Source organism: Acetoanaerobium sticklandii, assembly GCF_000196455.1.
GTDB classification, from domain to species: Bacteria; Bacillota; Clostridia; order Peptostreptococcales; family Filifactoraceae; genus Acetoanaerobium; species Acetoanaerobium sticklandii.
This window is the reverse complement of sequence record NC_014614.1, coordinates 2187348-2207286: the sequence shown is the minus strand read 5'-3', so window position 1 is coordinate 2207286 and position 19939 is coordinate 2187348. Positions and strand designations below refer to the sequence as shown.

Below are 19939 nucleotides of genomic sequence, written 5' to 3'. Positions count from 1 at the left end.
ACTAGAGGTGGTTTAATATGTATGACTCAAAAAAATATCTAAAAATACTGCTTAATATATTTCTGCTTCTTCTTTTGGTTATACTGATTTTTTTCGTTGTTCCTAAGCTAGCTGTGTTTTTCATGCCCTTTGTAATTGGATGGATTATTGCTCTTATCGCTAATCCTCTTGTAAAATTTTTAGAAAATCATGTAAAAATAGTAAGAAAACATGGTTCTATGATTATAATTATTTTTGCCTTAACATTGGTTATAATAACTGGATATTTTGGAATATCGAGAATATACAAAGAGCTTATAACTTTAATACAAAATTTGCCTGAGATATATAATTCGTTAAGCCTAGATATTGAAAAAATATCTCATAACTTTCAGGGAATATATAAGCTTATGCCAGAGGAAGTTCAAATAAGTTTATCAAGTATTGGAGAAGAATTATCTGTAGGAGCGGCAAATGGAATATCGAACATTGGAAAACCAACTTTTACAGCAGCGGGTAGATTTGCTAAAAATATTCCTTCAACTTTTATAAATATCATAATCACAATTTTGGCAGCCTATTTTTTTATTGTCGATAAAGAAAATATAAGTAGAGGCATCAAAAATTTAGTATCAGATGATATATTTGCTGTATTTACGGATATAACTAATAGATTGAAGTTCCTTGTAGGAGGATATTTCAAAGCACAATTTAAAATTATGGGTATTGTAGCAGTTATTCTTTTCGTAGGATTTTTAATTCTAGATATAGGCTATTCTTTTTTACTAGCGCTAGGAATTGCGCTACTGGATTTTTTCCCATTCTTTGGAACGGGAGCCGTGCTCATACCTTGGACTATATTTAAAGTCTTAACGGGAGACTATAGGCTTGCTATAGGGCTGTTTCTAATATATATCATCAGTCAAGTGGTAAGGCAGATAGTACAGCCAAAAGTTTTAGGAGATACCATAGGTCTTAATCCGTTAGCTACATTATTCTTTATGTTTATAGGCTTCAAGCTTGGATCGGTTATTGGTTTAGTTTTAGCAGTGCCAATAGGTATGATTTTTATAAATTTTTATGAAGAAGGATACTTTGATAATTTTATAAAGACCATTAAGGATACGATAAAAGAAATTAATGAATTTAGAAGGCTATAAAAACTTGTAGTAAAATGCAAGTTTTTATAGCCTTTTGAAATTGAAGTAATTAATAAGCTTATTCAATTAATAAACTTATTAGCTCATCCAAGGTTATATTTGTAATGTATTTATTTATATCTATATTAGATAGAGCTTTAGAAATCGATGCTTTTTCATGAGAGATATTCTTAAGGCTAGCTTCTAACTCACTTATATCATTTTTTCCAAAGAAATCCCCAAAGATTTTTATATCTTTAATAATTCCTTTAAGCACATCAATATGAACCTCAAAGGTTCCAGCGGCAAATCGTTTTTCATTATAAAATGAATACTTAGGAGAATTTCCAAAATTCCATTCCCAGGTACTGTATTTTTCATCTCTTAGTTTATTGATTTTTTCAATTTCCTCTTGAGTTAATGAGTCTATAGGGCTTTGAGTATTACTTGAAATATATTTAAAAATCTCGTCCTTGAATTCTAGCACGCTGATTTTATTTGCAAGATGCTCAGAAATATTAGTAACTCGGCTAGCTACTGATTTAACGCTTTTGTCTGAGAACTTGATATCCTTTGGCTTTAGAGCACCACTTAAATCATTCATATTAGATGAAAATAACAAGGTTCCATGGTGCATTACTCTGCTTTTATGCTTGCACTGGGCATTCCCAGAAAATTTCTTTCCTTCTATCAACATATCATTTCTTCCAGAAAACTCAGCATCGATTCCAAGCGTCTTCAAAGTGCCTATAATCGGAGCAACAAAGCCCTTAAAATCATTGAAGCTAGATTCATCATTAACTATAAAAGTGAAATTTATATTGCCTAAATCGTGAAAAACAGCTCCTCCACCAGTTAGCCTTCTTACTACTTTTATATTTCTCTCTTTTACAAATTCAAGATGAATTTCAGAGAGTGTATTTTGATTTTTTCCTACTACAATACAAGGTTCATTTCTCCAAAGTATAAAATACTCTTCATCAGTTTGCTTTAGAAAATATTCTTCAAGTGCTAGATTAAAATATGGCTCTGTGGAATCATTGTAAATATATCGCATACAGCAGTCTCCTTTAATTTGGCTCTAGTTTTAGGTTTGAAATTATATGCAATATTCATATGCATATTTATAAACTGATTATAGTTTATAGACCTGCTTTAATCAATAGAACAAGAAATTAAAAACCACAAAAAATTAATGTAAATGTCTATTACATATCATAAAAAATCTGATATAGTAAAAGATAGGGAATACAATTATTTGTGCTTTTATTGTGGGGAGGTAGACATCTTGAAAATTGAGAAAAAAATAATGCCAGATACGTTATTAGTTGAGCAGCTAAGAGCGTTAGAATCAAAGTGTAATGCCTATGACAAAATCCAAAGTTCAGCGTGTATAGATGTGAGCATGAATTATTATGAGGATATGAATAGCATATTTTTAATGTATGAAGAAGATAAATTGATAAGCTTTATTTCAGTATTTGCACCTTTAAAGCATGAAATAGAGATTTGTGGTTTTACTGATCCTGAATATAGAGAAAAAGGCTACTTTTCAATGCTTTTAAAAGAAGTGATAAATGAAGCCAATAAATTTAATATTAAGGACTTGTTGTTTGTATTTGATGGTAAGTTTTCTCACAGTGAGAAATTAGGTAAAAAGTTAAATGCAAAGCTGTATTTAACGGAATATTTTTTGACTTATAGCTTTAAAGATGATAAATGTAATAAACTAAAAAATAAAGTTGTAATAAAAGAGGTGCAACATTCAACTGAATTTCCAATAGTTATTGATCTTGACAAAAGAATTTTTAAAGAGGATGAAGATGTTGCTATATCAATGGCAAAAGCTATACTAGCGAGCGAAACAAGGTCACAATATGTGTGCTATCATGATAAAAAGCCTATTGGAATGATAAATGTAGATATAAACAATGATGAGGCTATGATTTTTGGCCTTGGAGTACTTAGTGAGTACAGAGGAAAAGGCTATGCAAAGGATATGCTCTGCTTGCTTATCCATGAACTTAAAAAAGTGGATATAAGCTCAATAAGCCTAGAGGTAGATAGCAATAATCCAGAGGCTTTAGCTCTTTATATGAGCTGTGGATTTGAGAAGGTTAAAAGCTTTGAATATTATAGAATGGATTTACACGATTAAAACTTAATAACAAGGAATAGACTGGGAGTTAGAGGATTAGAGTTAATATAGATGTATACGCTTTAAATTAAAAAAATATCAGGGGGGATTATTTTGGAGAAAGCATATTTGACACCAAAGGAGATTGTGACGGCGACTATAGAGACAGGTATAAAAAAAGTTAAAACTAAGCCATTGAACCAGTTTATTCTTGGAATATTAGCAGGGGCCTTTATAGCGTTTGCATCAGAAGGTTCAAATATGGCAGCCTTTAATTTATTTGCTAAACCAGAGACCTATGGACTTGGAAAAGCATTAGCTGGAGTAGTTTTTGCAACAGGCTTGATGCTAGTTATAATAGCAGGAGGAGAGCTTTTTACAGGAAATACTCTAATAACTATTGGGGTATTAGAGAAAAAAATTAAACTTAAGGATATGCTTTCGAACTGGTTTTTCGTATATCTTGGAAATTTTGTAGGAGCTGTATTTATAGCTTACATGATGAATATGTCTGGTCTTTTTAACAGTGGAGATAATATGCTTGGAGGAATCACTCTAAAGATAGCAGCGTATAAGACTCATCTTACTTTCTCGCAGGCGTTTTATCTAGGTATAATGTGTAACTGGTTGGTATGTATAGCTGTGTGGATGTCTTATGGAGCAAAGGATATAATTGGAAAATGCTTTGCTATATTTTTCCCGATTTCTCTATTTATAACCTCTGGATTTGAGCATAGCATAGCAAACATGTATTACATCCCAGCTGGAATTTTAGCTAAATCTAACGCCTCATGGGTAGAGGCGTCAGGACTTACTGCAGAAAAGCTGGCTCATTTAAACTGGAATACCTTTATAACGAAGAATCTCATTCCTGTAACTATAGGCAACATAGTAGGTGGAGTTATTTTAGTTGCTGGAGTATACTGGTTTACCTATTATAAAAATAGTGAGAATGCCTAGTTCCTAATTTCTTTCAAATAGTTATAAAGAGTATATCTAGATATATTTAGACGTTCTGATATAATAGGAATACTTCTTTGAAGTACAAAGGCGCCTTTTTCTTCGAGACATTTTACTATCTGTACTCTATCCTCTTTCTTTAGCATAGAAATAGGCTTGCCTACAAACTTAAGAGCATCATCTATGTAGCCGTCGAGCAAATCTTCTGTATTTGGACTTGCTTGGATTACTTCAGAGATATCTTTACCCACAGAAATTAAATCTTTAAGTATATTATGGGCAAACTCAAAATTTGTATAATCAAAATTTATACCAAGAGCATAATGATATCCGTGACCCTTCATATGAAAAGTAGAGCTTTTTAAAGTTCTTTTATCTGGGCTTAGAGCTTTGCAATTGATAATATCAGTTCCACTAAAAAACTTATCGATATCTTTTCCACCTAGGATTTTAAATTTATCTCCTATGTTTCGGTTTGTGACTTGGCCGTTAGCTATGTAGACTATCGATTTGTTTGGGTCATTCATGTCATGAACTACAGTTTCGCAATTTGGACCAAACATGACTGAAAGTCCATCACATAATCTGCTTAGAAAATCTAATGCTGTATTTTTATCCATTTTTATCACCTAAACTTTATAAAGATTTATAATTTATTTTAGTTTATATGATTAAATGGCTTAAGTCAACAAAATGTATACTATTATGACAAAATGTAGAAAAAGCTTGGATTATAATCCAAGCTTTTCACGTATTAGAATATTTAATTGTTTTTAGCAGGAATGAATTCTTTAACCTTAATTCCTTTAGCTTGTAGTTTTTCTTGAAGCTTTTCTAAATTATCTCCTACAAGCCTAATGGAAATTTCTTGAATTCCCATTACCTGAGTGTCCATCTGAGCTATATTTGTTATATTTGCTCCATGCTTATATATTACATCTGATATCTTTAATAAAGTCCCTGCAAAATCGTCAGAATGAATTACAATTTTAGCATCTTCAAGCCCATATACCTTAGTTATAACTTGAAATAATGCTTTTTGAGTAACTATTCCTAAGAATTTTCCAAAATCATTAACAACAGGCAAGAATCTTACTTGCTGGTTAAGAAAAATATCAGCAGCTTCTTCTATAAAAAGAGTGTCTTTGACAGGTTCAACTTTCATATAAGCAAAAGCACTAACTGGTCTTTGGATAAATGTCTCAAAATCTTTTTCTCCAGATTCAAAAAACTTCTCATACACATACTGCTTTGAAAGAAAGCCTATGAATTTCTCGTCATCAGTTACAGGAAGAGATAAAAATCCATTTTCCTCAATGATATCTATGGCCGATTTTACTGTGTCGTTTAAACCTAGAGTTGTAAGTTTGTTTGCTGGTGTTAAAAGAGAACGGATAAGCATAAATACTTCCTCCTTAAATTTTTAAAAGTATTATTAATACAAATAAATTTATTTATATATTGATTTCATAATATTTATTCCCATAATAAAGCTATTGAAACAAGGAATTTAATTAGTTAAAAATCCTTGTCCAAGCACAGTATGAACTACATTTGCAGTCACAAAAGCACTAGGCTCATTTAGCTCAATATGCTTTTTCAATCTTATAAATTCTCTTTTGCTCATTACTGCTACAATTACTGTTTTTGATTCCTTAGTATAAGCTCCTTCAGCCTTATATAGAGTTGCACCACGAAGGAGATTTCTTGTTATAAAGTCTCTAATAATTTCTGGATTGCTACAGACTATATGCACGTTAATTTTTGTGCCCAGTCCAGCAATCATATTATCGATTATCATACCATTCATAATTACACCTAGAAGTGCATATAACCCTAGTCTAGGTCCAAAAGTAATACCTGCTAAAATGGTTATGAAAAAATCAACAAATAGCAAGGATCTTCCTATAGGAATATGAAGAAATTTGTTTAATATTTTTGCCAAAATATCTGTACCACCAGTTGATGCATTTTGATATAGTACTAGTGACATTCCAGTACTAGAAACAAGCATACCAAACACCAAATTTATAAACAAATCATCGGTTAAAGGCTTCATACTAGGATGAAGTCTTTGGATAAACCAAATAGCACCAGAAAGTCCTAAGCTGGCATAAATACTTTTTGCGCCAAAAGCAGGACCAAGAGTGAAAAAGGCTATTATAAATAAAATAGAGTTAGTTAAAATAAGTAAAAAGCCCACTGATAAAAAATTTAAATGTGTATGTATAATTAGTGAAAGACCAGTTACCCCTCCCACAGCTAGCTTTGATGGAATTAAAAAAACCGTAAGACCAAGAGCCACGATTATAAAGCCTAAAGTTATTATTAGATATTCTTTTAATTTTTTATTCATGTAGGTATTCCTTCCTTTCTATTATCCAAATTGCTAGTATACTACTTCCGAGTCTAGATTGCAATATACTGGAAATAAGGCGAAATAATTAGATTTTACAGAAATTTCTAGCATAGCAAATAATTAAATTATAAATTATAATAATATCTATAGCTGTTATAGTTTTATTAAGTTTTGATTTAAGGTTCAAATAATAGTATACTAATTATATAATGTTTTTTAGATACATAAAATTTTGATTAAGATGGTGAATTGATGAAATTTTTAACTAGAGGAGATAAAATCCTCATTATTTTAATTCTAATACTTAGCTCTCTACCCTTGCTGACACTTAGGGATAGTATGGCAGCTGGAAGCAAACAAATTATTGTAAATATAGATGGTGAAGTGAAGCATGAGTTTTTACTTAATGAAAAAGCTGAGTCAGTTTATTATACATTTGACGTAGTTAAAGAAGGAGTTACCTACCAAGCTAAATTAGAGACTAAAGAAGGAAGAGTAAGACTTTTAAGATTGCCTGAAGAGGTAGCACCTTTATCAATTCATTCTGATACAGGATGGATAGATAAACCCCATCAGATGATTGTAGCATTACCTGCAAAGCTGATTGTTACTGTTGAGGACTACCAAGCTGAGTCCCAGAGCGACATAGATATAATATCTTATTAAAAATACAATGATGAGGAGGGTTAGCTTGCTTAGTAATAGACCTAGAGTAGCACTATTAATAATAGTAATGATGGCGTTAATTGTAAGTCAATTTGAAAATAGCTATTCCCTTAGTCAAAGTAAAGTGGAGCAGGAAAAGCATGTTCTTGTGTTAAACTCCTACCATAGGGGTTTTAAATGGACAGATGATACAGTGACTAGTTTTCTAGAGACTATTGAGAGCTTATCCCCTGAACATAAGTATGCATTTTATATAGAATATTTGGATTGGAAGAAATATCCGACTCAAAAGAATGTAGAAAACATGTATGCAAATCTCAGGTACAAATATGGCTCAAAGCCCATAGATTTAATAGTAGCAACTGATGATAAGGCGTTAGAACTAGCAATAGATTATCGTGAAGAGCAATTTAAAAATATACCCATAGTATTTACGGGTGTAAGTCACGATAGCTTCAAACTACTTTCTGATAATCAAGAAAATATAACCGGAGTAATAGAAAATATTGATTTAGAACCAACTATCCAGATTGCCAAGCTCCTTAATCCAGAATTTAACAAAATATATACAATTCATGATTTTACTGAAAGTGGTATAGCTATGAATAAGGAAGTGGCAAGTACTGTAAAAACAATAGATTCAAATTTAAACTGCATAGCACTTCCACCTATGGCTGTAGATGATATCATAGCATCAGTAAAGGGACTTCCAAATGATAGTGTTGTTTTAATTACTACATTTTATAGAGATGCCCAAGGTTTAATTGTAGAAAACTCAGAATTTGCTAGTCTTATTAGTAAATATTGTAATGTGCCCGTATTTTCATTATATGATTTTTATTTAGGATATGGAGTAATTGGAGGAGCGGTGCTCCAAGGAAGTAAGCAAGGAGAATTAGCAGCAAAACTAGCTAATGATTATTTTGATAATAAAGAGCTAAAAAATATAACCCCTGTGCTTCATCCTAAAACTGAAGTTATTGTGGATTATGATGAAATAATTAAATATAATGTGGATATAGACAAGCTTCCAAAGGATACAGTCATTTTAAACAAGCCATTATCATTTAGAGAATCAAATCCAGAGGCTTATTATTTGGTTATGACAGTAATATTTTTACTTATAATATTGGTCCTTAGTCTGATATATTACACTAGGAGGCTGATAAGAACTAAACGACAGCTAGAGAGCCAAAATGAAGAACTGCATGATTTATACGAGCAGATATACAACTCTGAGGAGGAACTAAAAAAACTGGTTTATTTCGATTCTCTGACTAAGCTTCCAAACAGAATTGCTCTTACAAATGATATACAAGAGCATGTGAAACAACAGGAAGCTATAACTGCAGCACTTATGATTATTGACATTGATAATTTTAAATATATTAATGACACCTTAGGCCATCATTTTGGAGATGAATTTTTAATTGAAATTGCAAAAATATTCTTAAACTTATCTAGTCAGGCTATACGTGTGTATAGAATTGGTGGAGATGAATTTGCATTTTTAGTAACGGCATCGACGCAGCAGATTGAAATAGCAGCACAAGAAATAATGAATTGCGTTCACAAGCCTATATTCATGGACAAGATAAAAATTCATACCACACTGAGTATGGGAATTGCGGTATATCCTTTTGCTGGAAAAACAGTTCAGCAACTACTGAAAAACGCTGATATTGCAATGTATGAAGCGAAGCAGAGAGGCAAAGAGCGCTACGTATTTTTTGATGATGTGATGAATTACAGAATTATAGAAAAAACTAAAATAGAGCACAACCTTCAATTTGCGCTTGATAATAAGGAGTTTATGCTATATTTCCAACCTCAGTATAAAACTTCTAATGACAAAATATCTGGATTTGAAGCTTTGATTAGATGGAAAAGCAGAGAACTAGGGATGGTGCCTCCGAATGATTTTATTAAAATTGCTGAGGAGAGCCAAAAAATAGTAGCTATAGGTAAATGGGTGTTTGTGAACTCTTGCGATTTTGCATCTAAACTTATTAGAAGAGGATATAAAGATATAAAAGTCTCTGTAAATATATCTATAGTCCAATTAATCCAAGATGATTTCACAGATTTTATTTTAGCTACTATAGAAAGTAAAAATCTAGATTTTAAGCTTATAGAATTAGAAATCACTGAAACTGTACTTATACGTTCAGTTCAAGAAGCATACACAAAGCTTGAGGCTTTAAGAAGTAAAGGAGTTTCCATATCTCTTGATGATTTTGGAACAGGGTATTCATCACTTAGCTATTTGCAAAACCTTCCTATAACAACGCTTAAGATGGATAGAGCATTTGTTGAGGATATAACGAAAAATACAATAACTGAGAATCTCGCAAGCTTTATTATATCTATGGCTCACAAGCTGGATTTAGAAGTAATAGCTGAGGGAGTTGAAACCAAGCTTCAACTAGATATTCTTAAAAAATATAATTGCGATAAAGTCCAAGGCTATTATTATTCAAAACCTGTGCCAGAGGAGCAAGCTTTTTTACTGTTAGAAAGTAAGGGTGTTGACAGAAATTTACAAGATGGATATAATTAATATAGAAAACTTAATAACTATGATACATGGTTTAATCGAAAGATTGATTAAAAGAGAAGTTGGGTGAAATTCCCACGCGGTCCCGCCGCTGTAAGAGAGTAGTTTTTACTTATTAATCCACTGATTCAACGGAGAATTGGGAAGGAAAGTAAAAATGATAATCCTCAAGCCAGAATACCTGCCTGTATTATTAGCCAGAAACTCTACGAGAGATAGAGAGGTTAAAGCAAAGTGCTCATGTTTGTATATGAATCCTAAGCTCCTCTTATCTTCGTAAGAGGAGTTTTTTAATCCTCCCAATTAATCGGCTCTTCGTTACGCTCATTTCAAGAGCCGGTTACCCTTTTATGCCCCTAACATTGCGGAGTAATAGCAGCTTTTAACTGCATTATTTCCAAAATGCTCAAACTTCCTTTAAAAAATAAAGGGAGTTTTTTTTCGATTATGTGGTAAACTTATTTAATAATAGTTTTTTGGAGGTAAGGGTATGATATTGTTAGGTGAAAGGCAAATATTAAAGGTAGTTAGGTTTGCTACTATTGGAGCATATTTAGGAGATGAGGATGATCAAGTACTTCTTCCTAAAAAATATGTCCCAAGCACACTGTGCATTGACGATGAAATTGACGTATTTATATATAGAGATTCCAAGGATAGACTAGTAGCAACAACTGAAAAACCAAAGCTAACGCTAGGAACTATAGCTTTGCTTAAGGTGTCTCAAATAACGGATATAGGGGCATTTATGGATTGGGGTTTAGAAAAAGATTTGCTTTTACCATTTAGAGAGCAGACAATAAAGGTTGAAGAAGGAAATGAGTACATGGTAGGGCTTTATATTGATAAGAGCGATAGATTATGTGCTACTATGCACACCTATGAGATATTATCAGGAGAGTCTCCTTACAATGTAGATGATATGGTTGAAGGTATGATTTACAGTATAAAAAAAGATGTAGGTATTTTTGTAGCTATCGATAGAAGATATCACGGTATGCTTCCAATCAGTGAAGCTCTTCGTATATATAAACGAGGAGATATGATTAAGGCTAGAGTAGTAGAAAAGGATGAAGAAGGCAAGCTGAAGCTTAGTCTTAGATTAAAGCCTCTTGAGCAGATAGATAAGGATTCTTATACAATATTGAAGGAAATAGAAAAACAAGGCGGGTTTTTAGCACTTAATGACAGCTCAGAGCCTGATGAAATCAGAAAGCAGCTCAGCATGAGCAAAAAATCTTTCAAAAAAGGTCTTGGCAGACTTCTTAGAGAAGAAAAGGTTGAACTAAGGGAAGATGGAATATCTTTAAAAAAGCTTTAAGCTAAAAATTTAGGGTAAAAAATGGTTAAAGGGGGAGTGTCTATGAAAGCAAAAGATATAATGACTCCAAATGTTATTACTGTTTCAAAGTCTGATTCAGTTGAAAAAGCCATTAAGCTATTGTTAGAGCATAATATAACAGGACTTCCAGTTGTAGATGAAGCAAATCATGTTATAGGCATAATAACTGAAGGCGATTTAATGTATCGGGGAGGAGAAATAAAGCCTCCTAGATATTTGGCTATTTTTGACAGCTATATTTTTATTGACAATCCTAGTAAATTTGAGAAGCAATTAAAGAAAATGACAGGGATGTTTGTAGAGGATGTAATGACTACCCCAGTTATAGTAATTGAAGCAGAACAAAGCGTACCAGATGCAGCCAACCTTATGACAAAGCATAAGGTAAATAGGCTCCCTGTTATAGAAGAAGGAAAATTAGTTGGAATTATAAGTAGGAGAGACATTATAAAAAGCTATGCCTCAATGGCATAGCTTTTTTCGTTTATGTATGATTTAATTGTTCCTTTGTATACTAGCTCTAGAGATTTGATTTGAAGCAAGTCACATGGTTTTATTAGGCCAAAAGCTTTTTTAGGACGGTATATTCCAGCTTGAGTCAATGCAAGAGAAACAAATTGAGAGCAGAAGAAATGGAAAGATCTGTTTACTGGAAGGTTAAACCATAAACCGAAAAGACCGATAAAATTATATCTGTAGTTCTGCTGTGATATTATAAAAGGTGATATTTTTTTTCTTAATATGTAGTATTGCTTTTCTGTGACCTTAAGCCTATAAATGCAAAGTGAAGTATTTTCAAATCTTTTATAGATCCCCTTTGAAAGGTCTTCTACTACAAAACCACCAGAAAAAGGATTGCTTGGGTTAGTTCTTCCAAAAGAATATAGATTTTTAAGAGGATTATCTAGACCAAGTGAGACATGGATGTAATCTGAATTTTCGAAAAAATTCAAAGTCTTAGACAACCAAGTTCCAGTTTTTGTAAACACTAAATATATATATTGTTGTTTCATACTATAGACTCCTTAGGTAAAAATGCTTATAATATATATCTTAAGCATATAGAAATAGTATATGCTAATTTATAAAAAATGCAATATTTTTTTGAAGCTTTCTAACTAGATTATATTAATAAAAAATTTGATATAATGGAAATAGTTAAAATTAGTTTGGGTGGTGAATGATACTGGATACGGTAATGATGGGACTAGATAAGAACTTAATAGGGCAGAAGCTAGAAAAAGATGTCTACAGCGAAACAGGTATTTTAGTGGTGGCTGCTGGAACTTATATTTCTGAAAAAGTATATAAAAAAATGGAATCGTACTTTATTAATAATGTTCATATCAAAAAAAAGAAAGTTAAGGATATAAGATATCAAGATTATACAGTAATCAAATCAACTTATCTTAAAAATGTAGATGTGATGAAAACTGTGCTTAAAGAAATATCTTTAAATGGTACAGTTGATGATAAGATGATAATGGACATGACTAATTCTCTAACACTTAATTCCCAAAAAATGGGTTATTTTATAGACTGTATTCAGGATTTAAAGTCTACTGATGAATATACATATAATCATAGTATAAATGTTGCAATCTATGCAATGCTCATTGGAAGCTGGATGAAGCTTCCTGAAATAGATATTCAGTACCTCGTGCTGGCTGGAATACTTCACGATGTGGGCAAGTCAAAAATCCCAAATGAAATTCTAAATAAAAAGACAAGACTCACTGAAGAAGAATTTGCTATAATGAAAAAGCATTCTCATTTAGGATACTGCATTGTTAAAGACATGGATAATATTCCTGAGGATGTAAAAAAAGCTGTTCTAATGCATCATGAGAAATTAGATGGAAGTGGATATCCTTTAGGGTGTAAAAATAAACAAATTCCAAAGTTTGCCCAAATATTAGCGGTTGCTGATGTATATGATGCATTGACTTCAAAAAGAGTTTATAAAGATAAAATTACTCCTTTTGAAACTTTTAAAGAAATGAGTAAGATGGGATACTCTCATTTTGCTCCTGATGTACTTATGACTTTTTTAAAAAACATAGTTTATTATTATGTAGGTTTTAAACTCAAGCTAAACACTGGAGATATAGGAGAAATTCTTTATATCTCACCACTTAATAATTATCAACCGCTTATTAAAATAGAAAATAAAGTAATAGATTTATCTTTAGATAAGAGGTATAGAATTTTAGAAATGGTGTAAAAATTTAATTGAAGAGGTTATTATGAGAATATGTAGTATACAAAAAATTCCTAAAAAATCTAAACTGGCAAAACCAGTATATGATCATAAAGGTATTTTGTTGTTAAATGAAGGAATAGATATAACAGAGAGCATAAAAAATAAATTTATAGCTAATAATATTTATTTTATCTATATAGAAGATGATATTTCTGAGGGGATAGAAATTGAGTCTATAATTGACGACGAAACTAAAGCAATGATAACCTTTAGCATAAAAAATATAATTGATAATATAAGCAGTGGGAAAAAGACTAATGCAATGCTTCCAATTCAAGAAATAAAAAAGGTAGAAAATATTGTTGACACTCTATTAAAAAATATAAAAGAAAAGAATGAGTTGTCCTACATGGCTGTGGAACTTATGGGAACAGATATGAATACCTATACTCACAGTGTAAATGTAGCAATATTATCTATTATCAATTCAATAGATTATGGATATTCAGATTCTATGTGTGAGAAGATTGGATTTGGAGCTTTAATGCATGACATTGGGAAAACAAAAATAGATAATCATATACTTCAAAAACATGAGTTATTATCTCTTGAAGAATTTAATCTTATGAAGATGCATCCTACATTAGGATATAAAATGATTAAATCAGATCCATCTATAAGCTCCATCTCAAAATCTATAATTTTAAACCATCATGAAAAGCTAGATGGAACGGGATATCCAAGTGGACTTAATGCATCACAGATGCCAGATTTTTTGAGAATAGTTACTCTTTCAGATATGTTTGACGCTATGACAACTGATAGAGTATATAGAAGAAGAATTCCTGTGCATGTCGCACTTGAAACTCTTATGGCAGATTGCATTAGTAAATTAGATTCCAAAATCTATAATAGATTTGTAAGGAATGTAATTTTATATCCACCAGGGAGCATGGTAATGCTGAATGAAGGAACAACTGCAATAGTCAGCGAATACAACAAACTAAATCCTACAAGACCTAAGCTAAGAATAGTAGACTCAAAAAATTACAGCTATCAAGAGGAAATTGATTTGATGCAGATACTTAATCTGTTAATAGAGCACACCATTGATTAAACTCTATTAAGCTAGTTAGGAGGAAGACATTGAAACTAGAAATCTTTGATTTTGTAGAAGATTCATTGAAAATACTAGATAAGTTTTCTCCAGAACTTGTAACGCTTTCTAGTGAATTAGAGAATTTTTACAAAAGATATTTATCTGAAAGTGATTATTTTTTAAATGTATCATCCAGGATAAAATCTCCCATGAGTTTGAAAGAAAAAATACTAAGAAATAATTATTATCTGATGTTTTCAGATGCTGAGGCATTTTTCTTTGAATTATCAGATTTAATAGGAATCAGATTAGAGTGCAGATTTATTGAAGATGAAGAAAAATTATATCAATCTATAAAGAGTATATTTTGTTTACAAAGACCTGATGGATATTATTATAATGAAGAATTTCCAAATATATTACTTAATTTGAGAGATAAGCAGCCTCAGATACAAAAAAATGGATTCGAAATATATAGATTAGATGGAATTATAATAGGAGAATCAGCAACCTTTCATTATGAGCTTCAGCTAAAATCTCTAGTAAATATGTTTTGGGGAGAAATTGAACATAAAATTTTATACAAAAATTACAATTATATGCCAATTGAAGATTTTTATAGAGATATAATGTCATCTATCAAAGGAAATATTACTATGATAGACAGGCAACTTATGATTCTCCACGATCATCTTAATGATATGAACTCATACGATTCTGAATCCAGAAAAAAACAATTCGAGACTATGATATCAAAAGCTATTTATGAGCTTTATTCTATTAAAATTAAAAAGAAGCTTGGATTTGTAGTGGACTTTAGAAATACATGTGATTTGATTACAGATTATCTTTTGAAAAAGGATAGGCAGTATCAGAATATAGAATATCCTCAGATGATAACTAAGATAATGACTAGATTTAATGAAATCATATCCAATCAATTGGATTTTGATGAGTATCTCTACTTTGAAAGAGAGGTTACTTTTGAAGGAGAATTTGAATCAAAGATAGGAAAGGCAATATATAAAGCTATTAATAAAGACTTTAGATGGAATATGTTATTTAGAATAATATTTGATATAGAAGTAGGGAATAATGCTGAGGATTTTGAAGGATTCATTAAATATATTAAAAACAGATTTTATAATCCTTTGATGAATGACCTGAATTTTTTAGAGACTTTGAGCAAAGATGATAAAAAAAATATTATTGATGATATTTTATTGATGATATCAGACTGCTTTTTATCAAGCTTGAGTATAGACTTTATTGATAATGAAAACATCCTTAACATAAATAATTGGATTATAGATAACATTAGTGTAGCAGACAAAAAAAGCTGGGAAGCTAGAAAAATAGATTATTTAAATCAACTTAAAAATGAACTTAAATAACGCTGAATCATTGATTCAGCGTTATTTTTGATTGAGATATTTTAAAAAATTGACCTTCAACTAAATTTATTGAAATTGGAGATGAAATATAACTACTAAGTACGATATTTGAAGGAGAGTTTATAGGCTCATTAGAAATCTCAACAAATCCATACTTATCATCGGGATAAACTGTATAGCTTCCTGGATTTATATCTTTACCTACTAAATATTTTGCATTTTTATGAGTATCTATATTTTCAAAAGAAGTCACAGGGGCTTCATCTAAAGGTATAGCATCAGCATCTATAAGCGTTAAATAATCTCCGTCTTCTACCTTGATATAGGTAAATTTAGAAAAGACATCATTGTCCTTTATATCTATAAAATTGGCTTGAGGAGTCATAGATATTCTATAAAATGCTGTAGGCATATCAGAAACCAGCTTATAAACTCCTGAAGGCAAATCTCTACCAATTAATAAGGCAGTATCATCTACAGGTGTAGTTACTTCACCTGTTTCTGGCTCAATACTGATAGTTTCTTCAGAAATAGTGGCTTCTTCTGTATCAATTGTTTCTATCTCTCTAGAAGAGTTAGATAGATTTTGTGCTTCAGAATTTTTTAAATCTAGGGCGACAGTAACTAAAAGGCCAATTACAATGCCAAATATCACTAAAAATAATAACCCTATAATTAAGAATTTAAGTTTTGAAAAGAAAGTAGTTTTCTTACTCATAGCAACTCCTTAGATAACAAAAATCAAATAGGCATATTTTACTAGTACTATTATATAGATTATTTTCAAAAATTAAAAGATAAATTTAATCCATAGCAATCTTTTTTAATCTAGTAAGAATGATTTTTGTTTCTGCTGTAGTTTCGCCTAAAAGACTTGCAATTTCCTGAGCAACTCTCATTTGCTTATCTATAACCTCTTGAGCGGCGTCTAAAGTTCTTTCTTTCATAGCATTCAAAGCTTTTATATTTTTTTCTTCTTGAGTTATATCCGACATTATAACCATATAAACATTCTCTTCCTTAATAAATGACATTTCAAAGATAATGCAGATGTCTTTAGAATCTATACATAGTTTTTTATGTATAACAGCAGATTTGTCGAGTCTGATATCAAATAAAATGTCTCTACCAACAAGAGTTTCAATATTTTGACCTTCTACATCCTCGAAATTAACCTCTAATATTTCCTCAGCTTTGGGGTTTATTTCTATTATATTCATATCAGGGTCTAAAAATAATATTGCATTTGGTGTATACTCAAATATAGTATTTCTTATACTTTCAGCTTTTTTTCTAACAAATGGCAGACACATTGTGATTTCAGACATATTGCAGTAAACAGCCTTTGCTTTATCTCGGCATGTTTTGTATCCACAGGTGTTGCAATTTAATTGGTCGCTATCCTTAAATTTACCCATAGAATGAAGAATTTCAATGATTTCTTCCTCAGTTGGCTCTGGCATAAATATAGGTTTCTCTTTAAAGGTTCTTCTTAAATCAGAGCTTTCAATAGTTATACTAGTTGGCGATTCTAAAGACACAGGTTTATTCTTTGCAAAGTCTCTTACTCTTTTTTCTATAACATAACAATTAGGATGATTGCTAGGCATAGCAGGCCCACCTATACATGAACCTTCGCACATGTTAAGTTCTACACACACACCTTCAAGTTCATCGTTGGATAAAGCTTCAAGTATATTAATACATGCATCAACTCCGTCAGCTTGCATATATTGATATCCATATATGTCTGATACAGATTTGAGATTTGAAAATATTCCGCCCTTTACAGGAAATGATGCTCCATTGATATCAGTTGGATTTTCAAAATTTTCTTCTTTTAAATTCTTTAAATCTATATTACTTTCTTCTAGCCAAGTTGCTATTTCATCAAAAGTAAGAACCTCGTTTATTACTTCATTGGTATTATATTCAAAAGCTTCTTGCTTCTTTGCAATACAAGGGCCTATAAATACGGTAAAGGCATTAGGGTTAGATTTTTTAATTAACTTCCCATGTGCAAGCATTGGAGAAACAGTAGGAGCTAGATAAGCTATACACTTAGGGTAATATTTTTAATTAAATAATTAGCAGAAGGACAAGAACTAGTTACAAAATTTTTATATTTTTGAGTTTTTAATGCATCAATATACTCTTGCTTTACATACTCAGCACCTATTCCAGTCTCAGAAACATCTGAGAAGCCCAATTTTTTTAGGGCAGTTTTGAATTGGCCAGGGTACTTCATGTCAAAAGCACCTACGAATGAAGGCGCTATACTTGCGATAACTTGAAAATCATCATCTATAGCGGCTTGAACATTTCTTAGCCTAGATTTTACTTTTATAATATGCTGAGGACAGACCACTTGACAATGTCCACAAACTATACACATTTCCTTTACGACCTCTGCACGACCGTCGATAATTTTGATGGCTTTGGAAGGGCATGAGCGAAGACATTTATAACAATCGCTACAATTTCCCTTTTCTATTTCAATCCACTGCATAACAGCCTCCTAATAATTTTGAAGAACACAGTAAATACTTGCTTAACATATTAATTATACATAAATTATGAATAAAACAAAACTAAGTTCAAAAATAAATTAATTTTAACTATGAATTATAATTTGTAAGAATATTATAACTTTTATTATAACTATTAGTGGTATTATATAATCAAAATAATTGATAGGAGAATAGTGAATGAAAAAAATTAGCATAGGGATAGCCATGCTCTTGATAGTTATAGTATATCAGCTTTTACTTAATGTATTTTTTATTACAATGGATGAATATAAGTTTAATCAAAGTTTAGGCTTATTATCCGAAGGTATAAAGCCATATGAAAGAGATTATTTGAAGCTAATATACAAAAGAATAGATAAATTTGAAAAAGAAAGATTAGAAAAAAGCTCTGTAAGTTTAAGCTATAAAGAAGAAAATTTGAGAACCTTCTATAATAAAGCCTTAAATAGATTAACAGATAAATATCTGTCTGAAGACGAAGTTTTATTATCAGAAACGGATAATCAAGAAAAACTGACTGACAATAAAAGTTTAAATAAATCTAGGCTCGATAATATGTTCAGCCGCTTAAAGACCATGGTATCTGAAAATGATTATAATGATATTAATACACTTTATGATAAGTACGAGACTTCCGAGGATTATTCATATATTGAAGATATAAAGACCATAATAGATAACTACGAAGAGATTAACAGCGATATTTTTGTAGAGTATATCTTAGATCCTATAGATATGAAGGCATATTTTAGCTTGAATTTACAGAAGAATTTAGTTTTAGAACCTCTTTTGCCAATTATTGAAAGTAACCCTACGTCTTCTGAGCTAGAAACCTATGATAAAATTTGGAGAGAAATCAAGGATAAATTAGGTACAAATCTCTTAGCATCTTTAGACTCGTTTATTGTATATTCTGACGGAAAGGATGAAACGCTTGCCTATGTAAATTATATAGATGACAAAGCAAGTAGATGGTATATGGCTATCGATATAGAAGATTCTATTAACATGGAAGATAATAGTCTAAAGGAAGATTTTTATTTTACTATAGTGCATGAACTGGCTCACGTTATAACTTTGAATGACACTCAAGCTATATATAATTCAGAGCCTTCATTTGGAAAATATTTTGAGGAGGATATTAGTTTTAATGAGGACTCCTACCTGAATGAATTTTATAATAGGTTTTGGACTTATTCAATTGATGAATCAAGAATAATTCAAAACCTCGATAATGAAGATATAAGATACAAATTTTTTCTAAGACATGAAAATTCCTTTGTTACAGATTATGCAGCTACAAGCCCAAGCGAAGATATTGCAGAATCCTTTGCTTATTTTGTGATAAATGAAAAGCCTATGGGCAATGAAATTTGGGAGCAAAAAATTAGATTCTTTTATGAATTTGAGGAGTTAGTAGAAATTAAAAATAATATTAGAAAGAGACTTTCATCTCTTGAAATAGCAGCCTAAAATTTTGAGTCATGTTTATAGAAGCTAGAAGCTTTTAATAAAGATGGCTCAATTTTTCTGATTAAATAAAATTAAAATATTGCATAACTATTACTTATGG

17 protein-coding genes, 2 pseudogenes and 1 riboswitch are annotated in these 19939 nt (G+C 31.0%); of the genes and pseudogenes, 11 read left to right on the top strand and 8 right to left on the bottom strand.

The genetic code is table 11. The annotated features are described in order from the left end of the window. Positions 1 to 17 precede the first annotated feature (17 nt). Positions 18 to 1139: a sporulation integral membrane protein YtvI gene (gene ytvI, locus CLOST_RS10450; RefSeq protein WP_013362285.1), complete on the top strand. Its 1122-nt coding sequence runs from the start codon at positions 18 to 20 to the stop codon at positions 1137 to 1139. Between the two features lie 58 nt (positions 1140 to 1197). On the opposite strand, the gene CLOST_RS10445 is transcribed toward ytvI, so the two are convergent. Further along, positions 1198 to 2175, bottom strand: coding sequence for a lipoate--protein ligase (locus CLOST_RS10445; RefSeq protein WP_013362284.1), 978 nt, complete (start codon positions 2173 to 2175; stop codon positions 1198 to 1200). A gap of 231 nt (positions 2176 to 2406) precedes the next feature. Here CLOST_RS10445 and CLOST_RS10440 point away from each other — a divergent pair, with 231 nt between their 5' ends. Together CLOST_RS10440 and CLOST_RS10435 are read left to right on the top strand one after the other, a co-directional pair. After that, on the top strand, positions 2407 to 3276 hold the full coding sequence (locus CLOST_RS10440; RefSeq protein ID WP_013362283.1) for a GNAT family N-acetyltransferase: 870 nt from the start codon (positions 2407 to 2409) through the stop codon (positions 3274 to 3276). A 93-nt stretch (positions 3277 to 3369) separates the two neighbouring features. Then, entirely contained in the window at positions 3370 to 4215 is an 846-nt protein-coding gene (locus tag CLOST_RS10435) for a formate/nitrite transporter family protein (RefSeq protein ID WP_013362282.1), read from the top strand. Here CLOST_RS10435 and CLOST_RS10430 read toward each other — a convergent pair. From CLOST_RS10430 to CLOST_RS10420, 3 genes are all read right to left on the bottom strand, one after another. Further along, entirely contained in the window at positions 4212 to 4835 is a 624-nt protein-coding gene (locus CLOST_RS10430) for a helix-turn-helix transcriptional regulator (RefSeq protein WP_013362281.1), read from the bottom strand. The genes CLOST_RS10435 and CLOST_RS10430 overlap by 4 nt on opposite strands. 143 nt (positions 4836 to 4978) lie before the next feature. After that, positions 4979 to 5617, bottom strand: a complete 639-nt coding sequence (locus tag CLOST_RS10425; protein WP_013362280.1) for a CBS domain-containing protein — start codon at positions 5615 to 5617, stop codon at positions 4979 to 4981. Between the two features lie 108 nt (positions 5618 to 5725). After that, positions 5726 to 6571: a YitT family protein gene (locus tag CLOST_RS10420; RefSeq protein WP_013362279.1), complete on the bottom strand. Its 846-nt coding sequence runs from the start codon at positions 6569 to 6571 to the stop codon at positions 5726 to 5728. 255 nt (positions 6572 to 6826) lie between these two features. On the opposite strand from CLOST_RS10420, the gene CLOST_RS10415 reads away from it, so the two are divergent. The 4 genes from CLOST_RS10415 (at position 6827) to CLOST_RS10400 (ending at position 11613) form a co-directional block, all read left to right on the top strand. Continuing rightward, a complete protein-coding gene (locus tag CLOST_RS10415) occupies positions 6827 to 7240 on the top strand; it encodes a NusG domain II-containing protein (protein WP_013362278.1) in 414 nt (137 codons plus the stop codon). Positions 7241 to 7265: 25 nt separating this feature from the next. Then, positions 7266 to 9800 (top strand): ABC transporter substrate binding protein, encoded by a 2535-nt coding sequence (locus CLOST_RS10410; protein ID WP_013362277.1) that lies wholly within the window; start codon positions 7266 to 7268, stop codon positions 9798 to 9800. Between the two features lie 9 nt (positions 9801 to 9809). After that, positions 9810 to 10000, top strand: a riboswitch (cobalamin riboswitch). Positions 10001 to 10287: 287 nt separating this feature from the next. Further along, on the top strand, positions 10288 to 11118 hold the full coding sequence (locus tag CLOST_RS10405) for a CvfB family protein (RefSeq protein ID WP_013362275.1): 831 nt from the start codon (positions 10288 to 10290) through the stop codon (positions 11116 to 11118). Between the two features lie 42 nt (positions 11119 to 11160). Beyond that, on the top strand, positions 11161 to 11613 hold the full coding sequence (locus CLOST_RS10400) for a CBS domain-containing protein (RefSeq protein WP_013362274.1): 453 nt from the start codon (positions 11161 to 11163) through the stop codon (positions 11611 to 11613). Here CLOST_RS10400 and CLOST_RS10395 read toward each other — a convergent pair. After that, on the bottom strand, positions 11595 to 12152 hold the full coding sequence (locus CLOST_RS10395) for a hypothetical protein (RefSeq protein WP_041487192.1): 558 nt from the start codon (positions 12150 to 12152) through the stop codon (positions 11595 to 11597). The two genes, CLOST_RS10400 and CLOST_RS10395, sit on opposite strands and share 19 nt — an antisense overlap. A gap of 167 nt (positions 12153 to 12319) precedes the next feature. On the opposite strand from CLOST_RS10395, the gene CLOST_RS10390 reads away from it, so the two are divergent. The 3 genes from CLOST_RS10390 to CLOST_RS10380 are packed head-to-tail and all read left to right on the top strand — an operon-like array spanning position 12320 to position 15835. Beyond that, complete coding sequence (locus tag CLOST_RS10390) at positions 12320 to 13363, top strand: HD-GYP domain-containing protein (protein WP_013362273.1); 1044 nt, start codon at positions 12320 to 12322, stop codon at positions 13361 to 13363. A gap of 22 nt (positions 13364 to 13385) precedes the next feature. Continuing rightward, the gene (locus CLOST_RS10385; protein WP_013362272.1) at positions 13386 to 14459 is read left to right on the top strand and encodes an HD-GYP domain-containing protein; all 1074 of its coding nucleotides are present in this window, start codon (positions 13386 to 13388) and stop codon (positions 14457 to 14459) included. Between the two features lie 29 nt (positions 14460 to 14488). After that, entirely contained in the window at positions 14489 to 15835 is a 1347-nt protein-coding gene (locus CLOST_RS10380) for a GTP pyrophosphokinase (protein ID WP_013362271.1), read from the top strand. 7 nt (positions 15836 to 15842) lie between these two features. On the opposite strand, the gene CLOST_RS10375 is transcribed toward CLOST_RS10380, so the two are convergent. The 3 genes and pseudogenes from CLOST_RS10375 to CLOST_RS14315 form a co-directional block, all read right to left on the bottom strand. After that, positions 15843 to 16553, bottom strand: coding sequence for a hypothetical protein (locus CLOST_RS10375; RefSeq protein WP_013362270.1), 711 nt, complete (start codon positions 16551 to 16553; stop codon positions 15843 to 15845). Between the two features lie 85 nt (positions 16554 to 16638). Further along, a pseudogene (locus CLOST_RS14320) lies at positions 16639 to 18083 on the bottom strand ([Fe-Fe] hydrogenase large subunit C-terminal domain-containing protein). A 96-nt stretch (positions 18084 to 18179) separates the two neighbouring features. Next, positions 18180 to 18344 (bottom strand): annotated as a pseudogene (locus CLOST_RS14315) (4Fe-4S dicluster domain-containing protein); the annotation flags it as partial. Between the two features lie 199 nt (positions 18345 to 18543). On the opposite strand from CLOST_RS14315, the gene CLOST_RS13625 reads away from it, so the two are divergent. Then, positions 18544 to 19839 (top strand): hypothetical protein, encoded by a 1296-nt coding sequence (locus CLOST_RS13625; protein ID WP_013362267.1) that lies wholly within the window; start codon positions 18544 to 18546, stop codon positions 19837 to 19839. The last annotated feature ends 100 nt before the right edge of the window (positions 19840 to 19939 follow it).